We start from the raw sequence: 20348 nt of genomic DNA, 5'->3' as shown, positions 1-20348 counted from the left end.
TTCTATATTCAGATTCCTCTCACCACAGGAATCTCATTCTCTTTACTGCTGTGTAGTAGTATCAGCTGTGCCTTCGGTTGTAGTTCCATCTGCTGCAGTGGTATCTGTCGCAGCCTGTGTCTCAGATGCTACTGTACCTGGCTCGGTCACAGTTTCTGTGGAGGTGCTGTCAGTGCTTGTGCTTCCACTAACCGGTGCATCAGCCTCCTCCTGCGTTACCACCTCGCCGTTGCGAACCTTTTCCATAAGGCTCTTAGCCTTATCAACAGTGTTATAATCCGGAACCATAACATATGCCTTCTGGCTCATGGAATATGGTTTCTCAGTAGCACCGGTACCATTTACACTGTAGGAAACGATTGTCCAGTCGCCCCCATTGGTAAGCTGCTGCTGAAGGATCTGTGCGATCTCTTCATATGTGATGTTAGTACCGAAGCATCCATCCAGACTGGAAAGAATGGAGGAATAGCTGGTAAGGATTTCCGGAGAAAGTGCCTTCTTCACAACACCACGGATAACCTCCATCTGGTTCTTACCACGCTGGCGGTCACCCTCCTGGAATGCGTAACGCTCTCTTGCAAAGATAAGTGCCTGTTCACCATTCACATAATTCTCACCCTTGTTAAAATGATAACCCAGAATATTCTTGGAATCAAAATCATAATCTGAATTAACGGTAATTCCGCCAAGTGCATCGATTACCTTCACAAATCCACCGAAGTTAATTCGGAAGTAATAATTAATGTCAATATCATACAGCATTCCCAGAGTATCCATACACACATCGATTCCATAAATACCGGCATGTGTCAGCTTATCCGGTGCACCTCCGGAAATAGAAAGCGGTACAAAGTAATCACGAGGTGTGGAAACCAGCAGGATCTCATGTGTATCTGTATTCACAGTGGCAATAATATTTACATCGCTTCGGCTCTTAGCTGTCATCTCACCTCTGGTATCAATACCACTGAGATAGATGGTGTAAACCTTACCGCCATTAGCAGTGGTGATCGGCTCTATAGGGGTGGACTCTTCTGCAGACTGAATTGTGGATTCAACGTCTACTGTTCCAACCTCTTTTATCTTAGTGCTGAAATCTGTGTATCCGTCCATATCCTCGTATACACTAAGATATCCGCTGTTCAGAAGCATGGCATTTACTTCACCGTTCAGGATTCCGTCAGCAAGCTCTGTCAGACCTGCGTACTCTTTCGTCTGTACCTCTGTGCCGAATTCGCTGTTCAGGTGTGCTACCGCGCCATCTGTGTTCTCACGGTCAAGTGAGGAAAGAATACCATAAGTATATCCGGCAGTTGCCTCTACAGAATCAGCGGCGTCATCGCTCTTTACGTAAACAGCCATCTGTGTAACCTCGGTGGTCTCACCAGAAATATTGCTGATGGCGGATCTTGTCTTATTAATATAAAAACCGCCGAATGCCAGAATGGCAATCATGATCACTGCCAAAACAGTTCCGCCAATAAAGCGGCCTGTGTATCTGGTATGCCATACCAGCAGCCAGATTATCGCTGCGATCACCGCAAGTACAATGCCGATGATCAGCATATAAATGGTCGGGATCATCTTGGTCATTGCCAGAAGTCCCATAAAAACAACAGAAAGCATAATGACGATGATGGTGATCACCGCGCCTGGTATCCAGTCGTTTCTTCTTCTCCTTCTACTCATCTTTTAGCTCCTTTTTTATTTCTTTTGTCATTAAGGGCTGCTGCTTACTTTATAGCCAGCCCCATCAAAAGCATATCTTATATTTTATACGCTGACAACTGGAAAATCAAGTTAAATAGTGTTATAATACGAAAGATTTATAAAATTTTTTTATGAAAACGTTATAACTTCCAGGACGCGGACAGGAATATGACGAAATCAACCGTATCCGGCAGGATAAATGTTCGCCAGATGGTTGCAGACCACAATGGGCGGCATGTTATGCAAATATGTTTTGAATGCAATATTCTGCCAATTTAAGGAGGAATTACAATATGACAAAACACGAGTTTCAGGAACTGACACAGAGTATTGTTCTTCTGGACGGCGCTACAGGTTCCAACCTGATGGCTGCCGGTATGCCGAAGGGGGTATGCACAGAGGAATGGGTGCTGGCACATAAGGATGTGATCCAGAATCTTCAGAGAGCTTATATCGAAGCGGGAAGCAATATTATCTACGCTCCTACTTTTGGCGGCAACCGTGTAAGTCTTACCATGCATGGTCTGCAGGACCGTATGGAGGAGATCAACCGCACTCTGGTTTCCTATTCAAGAGAAGTCGCTGATGCGGCAGACCATAAGGTTTACGTTGCTGCGGATATTACCACCAGTGGTAAAATGATGGCTCCTGCCGGGGAGATGACCTATGAGGCAGCTTTCGAAATGTATCAGGAGCAGATTGGAATTCTGAAGGATTCCGGCGTGGATCTGATCGTTGCTGAGACCATGATCAATATTGAAGAGACTCTGGCAGCTGTGGATGCTGCTTCTACAGTTTGCGAGCTGCCGATTATGTGTACCATGACGGTAGATGCAGATGGAAGTATTTTCAGCGGTGGAAATGCTATTGAAGCTGCTGTTTCCCTGGAGGCTGCAGGTGCAGATGCTGTGGGCGTGAACTGCTCTGTTGGTCCCGATCAGCTGGTTTCTGTTATCCGCAATATTAAGGAAAATGTTTCCATCCCGGTCATTGCCAAGCCGAATGCCGGCATGCCGTTCATTGATGATAATGGAAACGCCGTTTATTCCATGAAAGCGCCGGATTTTGCCAGACATGTGAAAGCTCTGATTGATGCAGGTGCCGGTATTGTAGGGGGCTGCTGCGGTACTACACCGGAATATATCAGGGAAGTAGCGAAGATGATCAGACGATAAAATACATAAGCCACTGTAGAACGTCACAACTTAGTTGACGCTCGGTAGTGGCTTTTCTTCTTTATCTCCGAAATTACTCTGATGTTTCTCCGATATTCCCTTCGGAGTATTTTACACTCACTTCACCTTAATCGCTTTCTTCGGGCACATTTCCTGACAGCAGAAGCATCGAATACACTTCTTATAATCATAAACAGGCGGATTATTTTTGCCATTTCGAAAATCTACTGCTTTTCCGGGCACAGGGCAGCTGTTTACACAGATTCCACAACGGATACATTTGTCAGGCTCAATGTATGGTTTCTTCTGAAAAATATTCAGAGCCTTGGCAAGCTTTGTCCAGACATTGTTTCGTACTTTCGTGCGGTCCACATTGAAATTGGGATTGCCATATTTTTCTATTAATGCTTCCATCGAAATCACATTACAAACCACGTCAATACCAATCTGCTTTTTATCTACAGAAACCTTTGCATTCTGGCGCTGCTTCTCGCGCCCAGTTATTTCACTTCCTTCATCACGCACTGCTGATGCCGAAGGATTCTCCTCAACTACCACAACCTCAATATTTTCTTCCCTGCAATTTCCAAGTCCCATCTTCTCCCCATGGTAATTGGTAGGAACCATCTCCGGTTTCAGATAAACCAGTCTTGCAAACACACTGTCCAGTGCCACCGGATCTGTGGACATCAGAATCAGGTTCATGGCTACCGGGTCTCCGGAGCCCGGTCCATTTCCCTCCATCGCAGTGATTCCATCCATAATGTAAAGTCTCGGCTTCACATACTGGTTCAGATCAATAAGCATCCGGGCGAAGCTGTCTGCGCTGGGATATTTGGTATGACCAATGGCCTTATTTTTCCCATATACAAATCCATAGCTGTTCTTCACTGCTCCTGTAATTCGCTCCAGAGCGTGGGTTTTCATTTTGGAAAGAGAAATCACACACTCTGCCTCCAGCAGTTCTTTCGGAAGGATAAATTCCTTCGCCTGGTTACCCTCCGGATTTTCCACACGCACGCCCTTCGTATAGTCAATGGCCGGGATCTGGTACTTCTCCAGATAAGTATCCATTCCGGTGCCCTGGATTACCGGTTTCGTAGTCCCGTGACCACAGGAATCCGCAAGCACAATATTCTTATAACCTTCCTCACGTAAAATCCTGGCAAAAGCACCCACCACAACCGGATGCGTGATGACCGCTTTCTCCACTTCTGCTTTCTTCAAAAGATTAGGCTTCAAAAGGATTTTTTCTTCTTTATTTATAAAGTTGTCCAGACCTCCCAGCTGAGACAGACCATTTTTCATAAGTGTATAAATTCGTTCTTCATCGTAAGCTTCACAGGGAAGTACAATTACTTTGCTTTTTGTGTTCATGTTTCTACCCATATTTTCAAACATACAGCCTGTAATCTGGATCTGCATGTCTGGTGCTCTCGTTTTATTTTGTAATTATTCTGCAATTTTTCACACATACATGCACGCCTCAATACAGTCGCAGAGGATAGGCTAAGATCACATTTCTGCGATGCAAACCGCCCTCAGTGCCTTCCTCACTGGTAATATACATGCCGGTACCACAGACAATGCATCTACCCCCATCTGCAAAAATGTCTCCGTCAATCTGGTATCCGCTGCCAGTTCCCCACAGAGACATACTTTGCAATTCTGCGCATGTCCTGCATCTACAATCATCTTTATCATTTTCAGAATTGCAGGATGATGATCATCATATTTCTTCTGTAAAAGCGGATTCTGACGATCCATGGCCAAGGTGTACTGAGTCAGGTCATTGGTTCCGATTCCCAGAAAGTCCACACGTTTCGCCAGCTCTTCCCCGATCATCACTGCTGCCGGAGTCTCCATCATAATTCCAGTCCGGATTTCCTTAAATGGTACACCTGCTGCCTTCAGCTCTTCTTTTACTTCCATCACCAAAGCTTCAACCTCATCCATTTCCTCTTCCGAACAGATCATAGGGTACATCATCCCCAGATTTCCATACCAGCTTGCACGGTAAATGGCACGGATCTGGGTTTTAAACAGGTTCTTCCGGTCCAGACTGAGACGGATTCCGCGATTACCCATGAGAGGGTTGGTTTCTACCGGAATTTCAAGGTAGGAAGCCTGCTTATCAGCCCCGAGATCGGCGGTGCGGATAACTACCAGGCGGTCGCCCATAGTCTCAGCAGTTTTCTTATATGCCTGAAAAAGTTCTTCTTCCCCGGGATAATTCTCCCTGCCAAGATACTGGAACTCGCTTCGCAGCAGTCCGATTCCCTTTGCCCCATAATAAAGGGCACTGTTTAAATCATCCAGACTGCCAATATTCGCGTAGATTCCCACTTCACGTCCATCTTTCGTAATATCGCCCTTGTCTTTCAGCTTCAAAAGGGATTCCCGCTCTACCAGATCTGCTTTTCGGCGAATCTCGTATTCTTTTCGTACCTCATTATCCGGTTCCAGATAGATGGTTCCCGTATATCCGTCAATAATGGCAATGCTGTCTTCCCACTCTTCTTCTGACTGGGGAATCCCAATACCTGTAACACAGGGAATATCCATATTTTTCGCAAGGATCGCAGCGTGAGAGGTAGCAGAACCTTTGCGGGTGACAATACCCAGAAGCTTCTCCTTATCCATTTCCATCAGTTCTGCAAGAGAAAGGGCATCTGCTGCCAGAATGACTGGTTCCTCTCCCAGATCAATTTTGTTCTCATCTTCCCCGAGAATCTCCAGAAGGAGACTGGAGATGCGGCTTACATTGTGGATTCGTTCCTTTATGGTCGGATCGTTCAGCCTGGAAAAAGTACTCTGCATCTCATCTCTTGTGGTCTGCACTGCATAAGCAGCAGTCACCTTTTCCCCTGTGATCATACTCTGTACCGCACGGAGAAAGCTGCCAGAGCCCAGAAGCTCTGCCTGCTCCAGGATCTGGTTTGTTCCATTTTCCCCATTCACTTTCACAATTCTATCCAAAGGTTGGGGTTCCATATCCAATTCAGGATCAGCTGTGTCCATTTGCTTTTCTGACATTCTGTCATACTCTTCCTTCAAGGTCTGCATCACATGCCGACGAGCCACATCAAAATTCTTCAGTTCCTTTTTTACATCATCTGCCTGATGCTGTCGGATCTGATATTCACCTTTCCGATAAAACCTGATTTTCCCAATGGCAATCCCCGCAAAGGCGGAAGCTCCCTTGTATATTTCCATTTTGTTTCTCCTCTAAAAAACTCATTTATTTCTGTAAATAATAATCACACACTGGCGAAACTTTGTCAATATCAGTGTTGTTTTCTCTGGCCCCGGAAACATATATGTGCAAGCATTCTCCACCTCCAGCGACCTCTCTCCTTTCTCCGCAGTGCAATCCTGCCCGGTAGGACTTTTCTATTACATAAAAAAAGAGCCTGCACAGTGATTTATCCGTTTTTCTCCCGAATGGTTCACTCACAGGCTCTTTCCTGATGTTATCCTTTTACTGAATTAATTCAATTAATCGCAGGCAGCCTTAAACTCAGTCCAGTTCTTATTATACTGTTCCTCAGCTTCCTGACTTACATTCTTAATACTCTCTCCACTTGTTACACTGTCCGGAACCACCAGGCTCTCGTCTACCAGCTCATCTGCTGCCTTGTTGGTGCAGTAGTAACCGATATAATTGAAGCACTGTGCCGCAACCTCCGGTCTTAAGATGTAGTCTACAAACTGGTAAGCTGCATCTGCATTGGGAGCCTCGCTTGGAATAAACATTCCCATAACACCGAAGCCAAGGCCTTCCTCCGGATAAACCACTTTCAGATCCGGGTTCTCTGCCAGAGCTGCAGTTACCTGGGAGGTGTAAAGGAACGCTACAGAAGCCTCTCCGTTCAGCAGTGCATTCTGGGTGTTGTCATCCTGGATCATACGCACATTGGGTGCCAGCTCTACCAGCTTTTCACCAGATTCTGCAATGGTATCCACGTCTTCTTCATTCATACTCTTACCCATGGTAAGAAGAGTAATGCCGTTGATCACACGATAGTTGCCGATCAGCGCTATGCTGTCCTCCAGAGACGGATCCCACAGATCAGAATAGCCCTTAATGTCAAGATCAACCTCCTCCGGATCGTATACGATCAGCGGAATACCTGCGCCATATGGCACGGTGTACTCGTCCTTCTCATCATAGAACTGTCCCTGATAAAGAGGATTGATGTTTTCCCAATTGGAGATTTTGTCTTTGTCAAGCTTTGTGGCAAGACCCTCTTCCACGATTTTCTCGAGAATGTAGTCATCTGCAATTACCACATCATAGTCTCCGCCTTTTGCCATGGAAACCTTCTCCAGCATGGTTTCGTCAGTGTCAAAGTTGGAATACACGATCTTACATCCGGTCTCTTCCTCAAAGCCATCCAGGACCTCCTGCGGGAACATTCCCTCCCATGTATAGAGGACCAGCTCGGAGTCAGCTGCGTATACAGGTGACAGGCTGCCACAGATTGCTGCTGCAGCAAGAATTACCGCAAATACCTTTTTCTTCATAATCATTCTCCTCTTCTTCAAAAACACAGCCGGCTTCTGCCAGCCACGTTTCCGTTTTTATAAATTTCCATGTTTACTCTGCCTTGATCTTCGTCCACAGCTCCGCATATTTCTGCTTGATTTTCGGTTCCTGATAACGGAAGATCTCACTGTTTGGATTTTCGAAATCCGGAATGTAAGAAGAAACACCTTCGTAGTCTCCCTCGATCATAGTTTCGTAAACACTCTTTACAGGAGAAGTATAACCTACTTCTTCCGTATTGGAAAGAGCAGATTCTTCATTTAGCATAAAATTAATAAACTGATGGGCAAGCTCTGTCTCATTGCAGTCCCTCGTAATAACCATTGCATCATACCAGTTATTGGTTCCCTGGCTCGGTGTGAAGTAATCCATATTCGGATTTTCGCTTATAATATAAGAAGCATCTCCAGAATAAACAACTGCCATAGCCTTGTTTCCGGAAATCATATTGTCAATGACGTCATCACCTGCGTAAATCGGGTCCATGGTATTTCTCTGGTCAACCAGCCACTGGTAAGCTTCCTGAATCTGATTCTCATCTGTAGTATTCATGGAATATCCAAGAGCCTTCAGTGCGATCATAAAGGAATCCCGCTCAGAATCATACATGTAAATATTTCCTTTATATTTGGTATCCCTGAGAAGATCCCAGCCCTCCTGAAGATCTGCCGGATCAACCACAGTCGTATCATAAAGAATACCAACCGTTCCCCAGAAGTACGGGCAGGAATAACGATTTCCCGGATCATAGCTTTTATTCATGACCTCATCCATCAGGCTGCCCTTATTCGGGATCAGATCCCAGTCAATATACTGTAAGTAATCCTCTTTAATCAGACGCTCGATCATGTAATCCGAAGGGATCAGCACGTCATAGGACTCACCGCCGGAAAGCTTGGTGTACATCATTTCGTTGGATTCGAAAGTTTCGTAAACTACAGTACAATTATATTCCTGCTCAAACTGTGTCAGAAGATCCAGATCCATATATTCTCCTGCATTATAAACCTTTAGGACATGGTTCTCCGCTGCACCGCCCCCGCACTTGATCAGTCCGAAGCCAAGGGCGAAAACCAGCAGAAGGGCGATCACACGCTGAATCTTTTTCGCATGCTTGCTGGCATGCTTTTCCAGGATCTTTGGAAGCACGTTGGCAAAAACCATGACAAGCACAATGACCAGGATTACAATTGTGGACAGGGCGTTGATGGTAGGGTTGATTCGTTTGGTCATATTATAGACCACAATGGAAATGTTCTTTACACCGTTTCCGGATACAAAGTACGAAATTACGAAATCGTCAAAGGACATGGTAAACGCCAGCAGCGCACCGGCGAAAATGCCATCCTTGATCATGGGCACGATTACCTTGGTCAATGCCTGGAACGGAGTTGCTCCAAGGTCCATGGCTGCATTTGCCAGGTTCGGATCAAGGCTTCGCACCTTGGGATAAACACTGGTGATCACATATGGCGTACAAAAAGAAATGTGCGCCAGCAGCATGGTAAAGTACCCTTTCCGGAAGCCCAGTGATGAAAACAGAAGCATCAGTCCGATTGCGGTAACAATATCCGGGTTCAAAATGGGCAGGTTGTTGATATTTAAAAGTGTTTCCTTTAACACCTTCCTGGACTTGGAAAGACCAATTGCAGTGATGGTTCCCAGCACTGTGGAGATCACAGTTGCCAGGATAGCGATGGTCACAGACACGTAAACCGCTTTGCTGACTTCTGTATTGTGCAGCAGCTCTGTATACCATCTCATGGAGAATCCCGTAAACCTGGTCAGGGATTTGGAGGAATTAAAGGAAAAAATCATGGTCACCAGGATTGGCAGGTAAAAGAATACCAGACAGATGGCCACATAAAATCTCTGAAAAAAGCTTGTTTTTTTCTGCATGATACTCTCCTACTCTCCTTTTTCCTTGTCCATCCGCTTCATCAGACTCATGGAAATCAAAATGATCACCGCCAGAATCATGGAAATGGCACTTCCGAAATTCCAGTCTCCAACTGAGATAAACTGGGACTCGATCAGGTTACCGATGAGCATGTACTGTCCGCCTCCCAGAAGCTTCGGGATAACGAAGGAGGAAATGGCAAGAAGGAAAACCATCATAATACCATTTACCACCCCTGGCAGGGACAGCTTCCAGATTACCTTCCAGAAGGTCTGGAAACGGTTGGCTCCCAGATCGTAGGCTGCCTCGATCAGGGATTTATCCATTTTATTTAAGGATGTATGGATAGGAATGATCATAAAGGGCATAAAGTTGCAGATCAGGCCTACCATTACGGAAAAATCCGTATACATCATGCTGATAGGTCCCAGTCCGATTTTTGCCAGAAGGTTATTGATGATTCCGTTATCTGCAAGAAGATTCATCCACGCATAGGTACGAAGAAGCATGTTGATCCACATTGGAATGGTTACCAGCATAATGAGAAGTCCCTGGACTTTCTCAGAGCATCTCGCAATGATCAGGGCAAGGGGATAGCCAAGCACCAGACAGATAAAGGTGGTGAGAAGTCCCAGCCAGAAGGATTTCAGGATCACATTTAGGTAGGTAGCTTCCAGGAATTTGGCAAAATTCCCCCAGGTGAAGGAAAGTGTCATTACTTCATTTCCTTCTGTGGTGAACGCATACAGGGCAATGAGAAACAGTGGGATCACAAGGATAACAATTGCCCAGATAAAGTAAGGAATGATCAGGCGCTTAAACTGTTTCATCAATAAGCTCCCATTCTGTACATGACGTGAATGTCTTCCGGTCCGAATTTCAGTCCTACCTGGCGGCCCACTTCCGCATAATCGGTGGTCTGAACTTTATAGGTGCGCAGTTCTGTTTCTACGAGAATTTCGTAATGAACGCCTTTGAAGGTGACGTTTCGGACAACACCGTTGATTTTCGCCTGAGATGGTTCCACAATGTCAAGGTCCTCAGGACGAAGCACAACCTCGATTTCTTCATTATCCTCAAAGCCTTTGTCCACGCATTCGAATTCAAATCCGTCGAACTGAACCAGATAATCTCTGATCATAATTCCTTCTATAATATTGGACTCTCCAATGAAGCCTGCTACGAAACGGTTTTCGGGCTCGTTGTAAATATCGGTAGGAGAACCGATCTGCTGAATTTCACCGTTATTCATAACGACCACAGTATCAGACATGGAAAGGGCTTCCTCCTGGTCATGCGTAACGTAAATGAAGGTAATTCCAACCTCCTGTTGGATTTTTTTCAGCTCAATCTGCATCTGTTTTCGTATTTTCGCATCCAGGGCGCCAAGAGGCTCGTCAAGAAGAAGGATTTTCGGCTCATTTACCAGCGCACGGGCAATGGCAACTCGCTGCTGCTGTCCGCCGGAGAGCAGGGTGACATCTCTTTTTTCGAAACCCTCCAGACCTACCATTTTCAGCATTCTAGTGACTTTCTGGGCGATCACGTCCTTGTCCACTTTTTTCAGATTCAGACCGAATCCAATGTTCTCTGCCACATTCAGATGGGGAAAAAGGGCATATTTCTGGAAAACGGTATTTACCTCTCTCTTATAGGGAGGCAGCTTGGAAATCTCAATTCCGTTAAACAATACTTCGCCGCCGCTTGGCTCCTCAAAGCCTGCAATAATACGAAGGGTTGTGGTCTTTCCACAGCCACTTGGCCCCAGAAGGGTGAGAAACTCGTTCTCATAGATGTCCAGATTGATTCCGCGGAGAACCTGCTGGTCATCAAAATTTTTTGTGAGATTTTTCAACTCTATGAGTTTGTTCATTCGTGTGCTCCTTTCCGGCCACTGTCTGCATAACGTCCAGCAACCCTTTCCATTCCCCGGAATGTATCTGATCTCGCCTTGATTCCATGGATACAGTCCAGTAAGAAATATTCAATCCGCAAATCTACTGCGATCTCCGGCGCAACTTTTTCACAAGGGAATATACAAGCAGAATTCCTGCCGTAAAAGCCAGCATAATGGTACACAGCGCATTGATTTCCGGGGTTACTCCGGTCTTGATCTGTGTGTACACCTTAATGGGCAAAGTGGACAGCCTGGGTCCATTGATAAAAATACTGATTACCACATCGTCCATGGACATGGCAAAAGCAAGCAGGGAACCGGATGCCACAGCAGGCATGATCAGGGGCAGTGTAATATCCCTGAAGGCTCTCATGGAAGTAGCTCCAAGATCCCGGGCAGCTTCCTCAAGGGAAGGATCCATGCCCACAAGTCTGGCTTTTACTTCCATCAATATATAAGGAATGCAAAATACCGTATGTCCGATCAGCAGAGTAAGCATTCCGAAGGGCAGGTTCAGCATGTAGAAAAATGCCATCAGCACCATACCCAGAATAATTTCCGGTATCATAAGGGGCAAAATGGAAATGTACTCCAATGCGCCTTTTGTTTTCCAGTGAATCCGTGACAGGCCTACAGCGCCTAAAGTTCCGATAACTGCTGAAACCGCGCAGCTGGCCACGCCAAGGATCAGGCTGTTTACCAGTGCTTCCATCATGGCACTGTCTGCGAAAAGCTTTTCGTACCACTGGAGGGAAAATCCGGTGAGACGGACAGGCAGCTTGGACTCATTGAAGGAGAAAATGATGACTACGGCTACTGGGAGGTACATTAAGAAGAAAATGATACCAAGGTATATCTTCTCAAAGCGGGTGCTCCGTTTCATGCCAAAGCCTGTATTTCTCTTCTTTCCAAACTTTTTAACTAATGTACCGTTTTTAGCCTCGGCGCCTTCACCTTGCATTTTCGGATTCAGCACTTCTATTTCATTATTTTGTGTTTTTATCATCCCAGCCCCTCCACTTCTTTCGCATTGGTGACCTTGCGGTATAGCAGAATCATCAAAGTGGTAAGGATCATCATGATCACTGCCAGAGCTGCCGCAAAGGGCCAGTTATTTCCCCGGGTCATCTGATCCTGTATCAGGCTACCTACCAGCACAACTTTGTTTCCGCCCAGGATATCTGCTATGAAAAACAGTCCCATAGATGGAATAAAGGTAAGGATCACACCGGACAAAAGTCCTGGCAGGGTCAGCTTAAAGCTGACTGTCCAGAAGGCCTTTGCCTTACCTGCCCCCAGATCACGGGCTGCTTCTACCAGTGACCAGTCCAGTTTTTCTGCACTGGAATATACTGATAAAATCATAAATGGCAACAACACATATATCATACCAATGATGATTGCCGGGTAGCTGTACATGATTTTCAGCGACTTCTCGATCAAGCCAAGCTTTTTCAGCACAAAATTCAGAACGCCTTTTTTTTGAAGGATGATGATCCAGCCGTAAAGTCTGATCAGGGAATTTACCCAGAAGGGAAGCATAAGAAGAAGCATGGCTTTCTTTTTGCCGCCTGCTGGTAATTTCGCCATAAAATAGCCAAACGGATACCCGATCAGGGTGATAAAAACAGTACTTGTAATGGCCAGCTGAAAGGACTGGACAAAGGTGTCCAGGTACACTGGTTCCAGGAGCTTCCGGTAATTATCCAGGGTAAAGATCCACTGCACGCCGTGGACTTCTCCCGGGGTGGCAAAGCTTAAGGCTACCATGTAGATAAGAGGGCATGCCACGAAGATCAAAGTGAAAATATATAATGGCAGGATCATCCAGATGGTGGCGCGGGTGTGTCTGGCGGATGCAGCACTCTTGCTGTTGCCTCGGACTTTTTTTACAGGCACGGATTCCTTGCTATTGCCGTGGCTGTTCTTTGCAGGTGCAGATTTCTGGCTGTTGCCACGGCTGTTACTGAGACCGCCCATCACTGATTTCCTCCTGACATATCAGCAGGCTCTTTCGTCTTAATCTCCCGATCTACTACGACTGCATTTCGCGGATCAAAATACCATTTTATCTGCTGACCTGACTGAATATTTGCATTCATGCCAAACCGACTGGCTGTGATTTCTGTGCCGTCAGACAAAGCAAGCAGAACTCGCAACTGACCTGCAGCGAAATTCTTCTCCTTCACAGTTGCGTGAAGATGTCTGCCAGTTTTCTCAGCTTCATTTTGCTCAACTACATTTTCCATTTCAGCTTCATCCAGCAGAATATTTTCGCTTCTCACAGCCAGAGTAAGATGCTCTCCCACCATTACAGTCTCTTCTGTATAAACGGAAACAGTGTCATTACCTATTTGAACCTGTACATAAGAGCCATTTATTTCTACAACTTTTCCTTTTAAAATATTGGCATTTCCCACAAAGGTTGCCACATAGCTTGTTTTCGGATGGTTGTAAATCTCATCCGGAGTGCCGATCTGCTCAAACTGCCCCTGATTCATTACCACGATCCGATCGGACATATTAATGGCCTCTTCCTGGTCGTGAGTGATATAGATAAAGGTAATTCCCAGCTTCTTCTGCAGTCGCTTCAGTTCCAATTGCATCGTCCGTCGAAGCTGCAGATCCAGAGCTCCGAGAGGCTCGTCCAGAAGCAGTACACGTGGATTATTTGCCAATGCTCTTGCAATGGCTACACGCTGCTTCTGTCCGCCGGAGAGCTCCGCAGGTTTTCGTTTCTCGAAGCCTTCCAGCTGAACCAGCTCCAGCATTTCCTTAACCTTTTTCTTTATATCCGCTTTTGGTACTTTTCGTATTTTCAGACCATACCCGATGTTATCCGCCACGTTCATATGGGGAAAAAGGGCATAATTCTGAAATACCGTGTTCACATCTCTCTGGTTTGGCTCCAGATTCGTCACATCTTTCCCCTCCAGCCATACACTTCCGCTGTCCGGCTGCTCAAGTCCTGCGATGATGCGAAGAGTGGTCGTCTTGCCGCAGCCGGAAGCACCCAGCAAGGTGACGAATTCCCCCTGATCAATTTGCAGATTGATTCCCTGTAGAACATATTCTTCTGATGTAAAACTTTTTTTCAGATTTCTTAATTCAAGAAATGAGTCAGACATTTGTCTCCTCCTTTCTGGAGCGTGTTTGAAAATTATTCCTGCAGGCTTCCACAAATTGTGACACGCATTTTGAAGAAAGCCTTTTTTAACACGCTCTGCTGTAATGTTAAGTGAAGTACGAAAAAAATACGGGATACCCCTATAGCCATACATTCAGAAAATCTCTGCATAAACACGGTGCATGTTTATACAGCGCCATTACTGTATATTGCTATATCGGTAACCCGTATTCCCATATAATTCTTCAAAAAAAGGTACAACTTTTCTAAAAAGCCTGGGGCGGAATAACCTGACATGTACCTCATCTCCTTTGTTTGCAATCAAGGTGTATTCTATCATAGAATGAATCATTTGAAAACAGTTATTTTCCCATTGATAACATATTTTTTCATTTTCATTTAACAGATTAGGAGCAGAACCAAATTGGCTCTGCTCCCTTGCAAAATGTTATCCAATATTATATTTTTTACGTATTTCTTCTTTATCTTCTTCAGAAATTTTAAGTGCATCCATAGCCTGATCCACAGACCAGTTCATTGTTTCTGTAAGAGTTTTAATTGAAGAAACCAAACTCTCGCAAACTCCTTTTTCATAATTTCTCTGTGCTACATCGTCAAGAACATGTCCCACATCTGTTACCTCACTTTCTAAATCCATTTCCATTTGGATTCCAAAATCGTCCTGCAAAATCATCCTTTTCTCTGAAGCATTCCGTTTATCTGAAAGTAAAACTTCCAACATTCGCAGGATGCCAGACGCTTCTTTATCATATGCATCCCCAAGGCATATAATCACATTTGTCAGAAGATCGTAATTTTCTTCTTTTTCATGTACATTTCCTATCATATTTTCCTCTTTTAGAGAATACCGATTAATTGTATTTTTTCGGTAATTTGGAGGATTTATACATATGAATACGTTATATACCTTCTTTATCTTTTCGTAATGTGAATTTGTAAAAACCGTTCCATACTGTGAAGAAACCATCCTACAACAATAATAAATGCTACGCTTAATGATGGGATACCCAGGATAATAATTATTCTGAGGTTCCACATTAATGATCAGACTCAATCGATTGTCAGTGCCTGGTATCAATGCACTAAAGCGAATATCATAGGTTACTGTTCCTTCCGCTATGGTCGTATCTTCAGTAGATAGTCCTTTTATCAATTCGGGAGTTTCTTCATCCGGATATACTGGAATTTCAGAAACATACAAATCTCCTTCTATGTATTTCTCTGCAATTTCCTGTATTGCACACTCCCTGTACTCCTGCAGACAGCTTTTCATAATCCATGCAAGAATAATCTTGTTTGACAATAATTTCTTACATGCGTTATCATACGCTGCCTTTTCTCCTGCGGTAGAAAGCATTTTTGACAATTTGTTTGGTACTTTCATTCACCACAAGCCTTTCTTTATGAACTTTATCTACATTTTTATAATAACACATACTGCGTTCTTAAATCTATAAAACTTTTATTAAAAATATTAACTGCCTTTCTTTATTCACACTATCCATTTAAAGATATTTATTGAGCTTTTTCCAACACCATGATACAATAGCTTCAAGGGTTTTTACTACATTTGAGGAGGTTTACCATGAAAGAAATTACAGCTGTAAAAATTAATCCAACAGATTTTGCGCCCTTTGGCACCTACTGTTCCATGACTGAACCGGAAGGTTATCCTTTACAGGGCGAAATCCACAAATTTTATCCGGATCGTATCTCAGGTACCTGTATGGGAAGTATGGGATTTTCTCCCATTGCCGTACGCAAAGATGAGCGAATCGTTAAGATGGCAGAATACCACACAACCACCTGGGAAGGCATCGTAGCTCTGGATGATGATATGATCATTCATGTTGCTCCTGCATCTGCCGGTACACCAGTCCCGGAACTTACAAAGGCCTTCCTTGTTCCCAAAGGATGTATGGTAAAGATCAATGCCGCTATCTGGCATTTATGTCCTCTGCCAGTAAACAACGATGTCCTTCATGCAATGATCATTTTACCGGAATGTACTTATGCCAATGACTGTACGGTAGTTGAGTTTGAGGAAAAAGACTGGTTTAAAATCGTATAATCAGAATTTTCACCCACGATAAATCAGAATTTTTACCCAAGATTTTCTTGACAAATGGCTGCTTATAACTTAAAATATCTTTTGTGTCTGATAAGTGTATAAATTTTTATACACTTATCATTCCATAAGCTGGAATAGCTCAGTCGGTAGAGCACTTCACTCGTAATGAAGGGGTCGTGAGTTCGAGTCTCATTTCCAGCTTTTTTTATTTGCATCAATCGGATATTTCTGATCTGCTTCGCTACTTTCTTATTGTAAAAAGATTCAAAAAGACTGCATTCCTCACATCTGAAATTCAGATATGTAAATACAGTCTTTTTTGCTATTTTATTACTTATTGGCTATTTATTTCTGTCTGCTTTGTTATTGTCATTTTTTACTGTGGCTCTTTTCTTCACTGTTTCTGCCTTTTTCTCTGCCTTGACAGCTTCTTCTACTTTCGTAGCTTTTTCTTCCTTTACTGACTTCTTTGCTGGAGTTTTTGCCTTCACAGTCCTTACCAGTTTTCCTGCAGTCTTATCTTTCGCAGTCTTATCTTTCGCAGTTTTCGCTGCGGTCACTTTCTTCCTGGCTGGGGCTTTCCCGGGAGTGCAGCTGTAAATGCTCACACCAAGTGCCGGCAGCTTCACCTTAATAGAATACTCCCGTTCATCGCACTCTTCTGCTTTTGCTGTCTTCACACGAGAATTCACTACACCCTCTCCGCCGAATTCTACTGCATCGCTATTAAAGATTTCTTTATATTTTCCTGCAAAAGGCATGCCCACCTGGTAATTCTCGTAGGGTATTGCGGCGAAATTACAGATTACAAGCAGCGTTTCCTCTGGTTTCTCTGTCTTACGCAGGAAAGTGATCACATTCTCCTCGTATTTCATCAGCTGAACCCACTCAAATCCGTCATACTCATCATCCATCTGATAAAGAGCAGGCGAACTCTTATAAAGGGTATTCAACGCCTGAATGCATTTGGCAAGTCCCTCCGGCATATCAGTCCCCGGTGCCATCATTTTACAGCCAGGATGCACCATCATATAGGAATAAGCCTCTCTCACCTGTGCCAGCTTCTGCTTCTCATCTCCCGGAAGTTTCGCCATAAACTCATTCAGGCTTCCCACATCTCTGTTTCCAAGAGTCAGAATATAATGCTCAGAATATGCATATAAGGTGGACAAAGTCAGCTGGTCATGATAATTCTTCCGCAAAATCGGATCTACTGACAGATAGAACAGGAAATCTCTTGTCCATCCGCCACTCCACTTATAATCAAACCCAATGTGATCATTCTCCACACTGTCAGTCAGCTCCGGCCACAGACCATCCTCCTGTGCGATCAGAAGTGCTCCTGGATCACGCTTCTTCACAATGGAATTCAGATGCTTCAGAAATTCAATGGCAGGAAGGTTCTCATTGGAGCCATACATATTCGGTGTCCATCCATCCTTTCTTCCATAATCCAGATAAAGCATGGCATCTACATCATCCATACGAAGCCCGTCCACATGGAAAACCTCCAGCCAGAAACAGGCATTGGAAATCAGGAAATCCATTACCATAGGGCTGTCATAATTATAAAGCATGGTGCCCCACATCGGGTGGACTGCCATTTCCGGGTCTTTCACTTCATAAAGGGGCGTTCCGTCAAATTTCTCCAGACCACCTGCGTATCTCGGGAACTGAGCCGGTGACCAGTCAAGGATCACGCCTATTCCCACCTGATGAAGCTCATCTACCAGCGCTGCAAAATCTGCTGGTGTGCCATAACGTGTGCTGACTGCAAAATATGCAGATGTAGGATATCCATCTGAACCATCCTCCAGAAATTCCATAACCGGATGAAGTTCCACATGGGTATATCCCTTTTCTTTCGCAAAGGTCACCAGCTCTTTCCCTGATTCCCACTGTCCCAGGCTTGTCTCATAAATGGAAACCGGCTGCCTGCGGCCATCATATTTCTTACGTTCAGCCATCCAACTGCTGTCATTCCATGTAAAATCAGAGACATCCGCTACAACAGAATTCCACAATGGTGCAGGCTGGGTTCTGTTTCCATAAGGATCTGCTTTCTGAAGGAGCACATCCCCTTTTGCCTTAATTTCATAACGATAGGCGTCCCCCGCCTTTACTCCCGGGATAAAAAGTTCAAAAAGGCCTGACATGGGCATCTTATGCATGGGGAGTGCTCTGCCATCCCAATTATTGAATTCGCCAACCACACTTACCCGAACTGCATTGGGTGCCCACACTGCGAAATGAGTGCCTGCTACCCCATTCATCACCATGGGATGTGCGCCCATTTTCTTATAGGCTTCATAATATACGCCGCCAAGGAAGGCTCTTTCATCCTCTTCTGTGAGAAGTCCGCCAAATGCGTAGGCATCCTTAAAGTTCTTCGTCTCCTTCTCAAACTCTACCTGAAATTCATAATCCGGAATTCTTCTGCCTGGGATCAGCACTGCATAATAGCCAGCCTCGTCCTCCAGCTCCATTTCATATTTCGTGCGCCCTGTAACCACTGCCGCAGCTCTGGCTTCCGGAAAAAAGCCCTGTATCAGTACACCATCCGGTGTCAGTCTGGGTCCCATCACATCTCTTGGCGCTGTCTCTTCCCCGTATACAACCGCTTCAATTTCTGGCCAGTCCATATAATCATATACTGTTTTGCTCATAAGTCTCTCCATTTCCCCGCCAATTTTCACGGACTGTCGGATTTCCGGAAAATATGTTAATATTGTTATATTTTTCCCATCGATCCGACCATAATTTTGATATTTCTATTTTACCATTTTAAGCGGGAAAAAGAAAGAAATTTGTTTGACAAATACACACCTCTGCGTTAAATTATTGGTATATGATTTTGAAAACACCTAAGGAGGATTTTTCAATGAGTAATCGAAACTACGACGTGACTGCACTTGGCGAGCTTCTCATCGATTTCACCGAGAATGGAACCAGCGCGCAGGGCAACCCAATCATGGAAGCGAACCCGGGCGGAGCTCCATGTAATGTTCTGGCTATGCTTGAGCGCCTTGGCAAGAAAACCGCTTTTATCGGAAAAGTTGGAAAGGATATGTTCGGAAACCAGCTGAAGGCTGCTGTGGAAGAAGTTGGAATTGATACAAGAGCTCTTATTATGGATGAAGAAGTACATACCACACTGGCATTTGTCCACACCTATCCGGATGGAGACAGAGACTTCTCCTTCTATCGTAATCCAGGTGCTGACATGATGCTGACAAAGGATGAGGTTCCGGATGACCTGATCCGCGACTCCCGTATTTTCCATTTCGGAACTCTCTCTTCTACCCATGAGGGCGTACGTGAAGCTACACGTCACGCCATTGAGGTGGCAAAAGAAGCCGGCTGTATCATCACCTTTGACCCGAATCTGCGCCCGCCACTCTGGAAATCCCTTGAGGATGCCCGTGTCGAGATTGAGTACGGTCTTACCAAATGTGACGTTCTGAAGATTTCTGACAACGAAGTGGAATTCCTTTTCGATACTACAGACTATGACAAGGGTGCTGCGCTGATCGAAGAGAAATATCACATCCCGCTGGTTCTTATCACCATGGGTAAAGACGGAAGCCGCGCTTATTACAAGGGACGCCGCGTAGAATGCGCTCCATTCCTTCAGGAGCACACCATTGAGACCACAGGTGCCGGAGACACCTTCTGTGCCAGCATCCTGAACTATGTTCTGGAGCACGGTCTGGAAGACCTCTCCGACGAGAACCTGATGGAAATGCTTACCTTCGCAAACGCAGGCGCATCTCTTATCACTACCCGCAAGGGTGCTCTCCGCGTGATGCCAACTCGCGAAGAGGTTGAGGAATTTATTGCAAAGAATGGCAGATAATCTACATAAAAAATAAAACATATAAACAATAAAAACAGGAAC

At 44.8% G+C, this 20348-nt stretch carries 16 protein-coding genes and 1 tRNA gene; 4 read left to right on the top strand and 13 right to left on the bottom strand.

Going from position 1 to position 20348, the window contains the following annotated elements; genetic code table 11:
- Positions 1–42: 42 nt before the first annotated feature.
- Positions 43–1689 carry an LCP family glycopolymer transferase gene (locus tag PGQ38_RS15010; protein ID WP_270432479.1) on the bottom strand — a complete coding sequence of 549 codons (1647 nt, stop codon included), beginning with the start codon at positions 1687–1689 and terminating at the stop codon, positions 43–45.
- A gap of 314 nt (positions 1690–2003) precedes the next feature.
- Between PGQ38_RS15010 and PGQ38_RS15005 the strand changes: the two genes are divergently transcribed.
- On the top strand, positions 2004–2885 hold the full coding sequence (locus tag PGQ38_RS15005) for a homocysteine S-methyltransferase family protein (protein WP_270432477.1): 882 nt from the start codon (positions 2004–2006) through the stop codon (positions 2883–2885).
- 117 nt (positions 2886–3002) lie between these two features.
- Here PGQ38_RS15005 and PGQ38_RS15000 read toward each other — a convergent pair whose 3' ends face one another.
- From PGQ38_RS15000 to PGQ38_RS14950, 11 genes are all read right to left on the bottom strand, one after another.
- Positions 3003–4310: a DUF362 domain-containing protein gene (locus PGQ38_RS15000; protein ID WP_270432475.1), complete on the bottom strand. Its 1308-nt coding sequence runs from the start codon at positions 4308–4310 to the stop codon at positions 3003–3005.
- Between the two features lie 90 nt (positions 4311–4400).
- Positions 4401–6101 (bottom strand): phosphoenolpyruvate--protein phosphotransferase, encoded by a 1701-nt coding sequence (gene ptsP / locus PGQ38_RS14995; protein ID WP_148461822.1) that lies wholly within the window; start codon positions 6099–6101, stop codon positions 4401–4403.
- Positions 6102–6126: 25 nt separating this feature from the next.
- Complete coding sequence (locus PGQ38_RS14990; protein WP_118578947.1) at positions 6127–6342, bottom strand: hypothetical protein; 216 nt, start codon at positions 6340–6342, stop codon at positions 6127–6129.
- A 41-nt stretch (positions 6343–6383) separates the two neighbouring features.
- On the bottom strand, positions 6384–7412 hold the full coding sequence (locus PGQ38_RS14985; protein WP_270432472.1) for a polyamine ABC transporter substrate-binding protein: 1029 nt from the start codon (positions 7410–7412) through the stop codon (positions 6384–6386).
- A 73-nt stretch (positions 7413–7485) separates the two neighbouring features.
- Positions 7486–9333 carry an extracellular solute-binding protein gene (locus PGQ38_RS14980; protein ID WP_270432469.1) on the bottom strand — a complete coding sequence of 616 codons (1848 nt, stop codon included), beginning with the start codon at positions 9331–9333 and terminating at the stop codon, positions 7486–7488.
- A 9-nt stretch (positions 9334–9342) separates the two neighbouring features.
- Entirely contained in the window at positions 9343–10164 is an 822-nt protein-coding gene (locus PGQ38_RS14975; RefSeq protein ID WP_148461825.1) for an ABC transporter permease, read from the bottom strand.
- The gene (gene potA / locus PGQ38_RS14970; protein ID WP_195379445.1) at positions 10164–11207 is read right to left on the bottom strand and encodes a spermidine/putrescine ABC transporter ATP-binding protein; all 1044 of its coding nucleotides are present in this window, start codon (positions 11205–11207) and stop codon (positions 10164–10166) included. Before potA ends, PGQ38_RS14975 begins: the two co-directional genes overlap by 1 nt.
- Positions 11208–11331: 124 nt before the next feature.
- Positions 11332–12114, bottom strand: coding sequence for an ABC transporter permease (locus PGQ38_RS14965; protein WP_195699160.1), 783 nt, complete (start codon positions 12112–12114; stop codon positions 11332–11334).
- Between the two features lie 119 nt (positions 12115–12233).
- Positions 12234–13058, bottom strand: a complete 825-nt coding sequence (locus PGQ38_RS14960; RefSeq protein ID WP_195699159.1) for an ABC transporter permease — start codon at positions 13056–13058, stop codon at positions 12234–12236.
- A gap of 152 nt (positions 13059–13210) precedes the next feature.
- Entirely contained in the window at positions 13211–14359 is a 1149-nt protein-coding gene (locus PGQ38_RS14955) for an ABC transporter ATP-binding protein (RefSeq protein WP_204453597.1), read from the bottom strand.
- Positions 14360–14806: 447 nt separating this feature from the next.
- Positions 14807–15763, bottom strand: coding sequence for a hypothetical protein (locus PGQ38_RS14950; RefSeq protein WP_173718979.1), 957 nt, complete (start codon positions 15761–15763; stop codon positions 14807–14809).
- 201 nt (positions 15764–15964) lie between these two features.
- Here PGQ38_RS14950 and PGQ38_RS14945 point away from each other — a divergent pair, with 201 nt between their 5' ends.
- Positions 15965–16450, top strand: a complete 486-nt coding sequence (locus PGQ38_RS14945) for an ureidoglycolate lyase (RefSeq protein ID WP_118578965.1) — start codon at positions 15965–15967, stop codon at positions 16448–16450.
- Between the two features lie 128 nt (positions 16451–16578).
- Positions 16579–16651, top strand: a tRNA-Thr gene (locus PGQ38_RS14940).
- A gap of 140 nt (positions 16652–16791) precedes the next feature.
- Here PGQ38_RS14940 and glgB read toward each other — a convergent pair.
- Positions 16792–19116 (bottom strand): 1,4-alpha-glucan branching protein GlgB, encoded by a 2325-nt coding sequence (gene glgB / locus PGQ38_RS14935; protein ID WP_204453595.1) that lies wholly within the window; start codon positions 19114–19116, stop codon positions 16792–16794.
- Between the two features lie 215 nt (positions 19117–19331).
- On the opposite strand from glgB, the gene PGQ38_RS14930 reads away from it, so the two are divergent.
- Positions 19332–20306 (top strand): carbohydrate kinase family protein, encoded by a 975-nt coding sequence (locus PGQ38_RS14930; RefSeq protein ID WP_187566169.1) that lies wholly within the window; start codon positions 19332–19334, stop codon positions 20304–20306.
- Positions 20307–20348 lie beyond the last annotated feature (42 nt).

Source organism: Blautia faecis, assembly GCF_027662325.1.
In the GTDB taxonomy this organism is placed as follows: Bacteria; Bacillota; Clostridia; order Lachnospirales; family Lachnospiraceae; genus Blautia_A; species Blautia_A faecis.
This window is presented reverse-complemented; position numbering and strand designations above follow the sequence as displayed.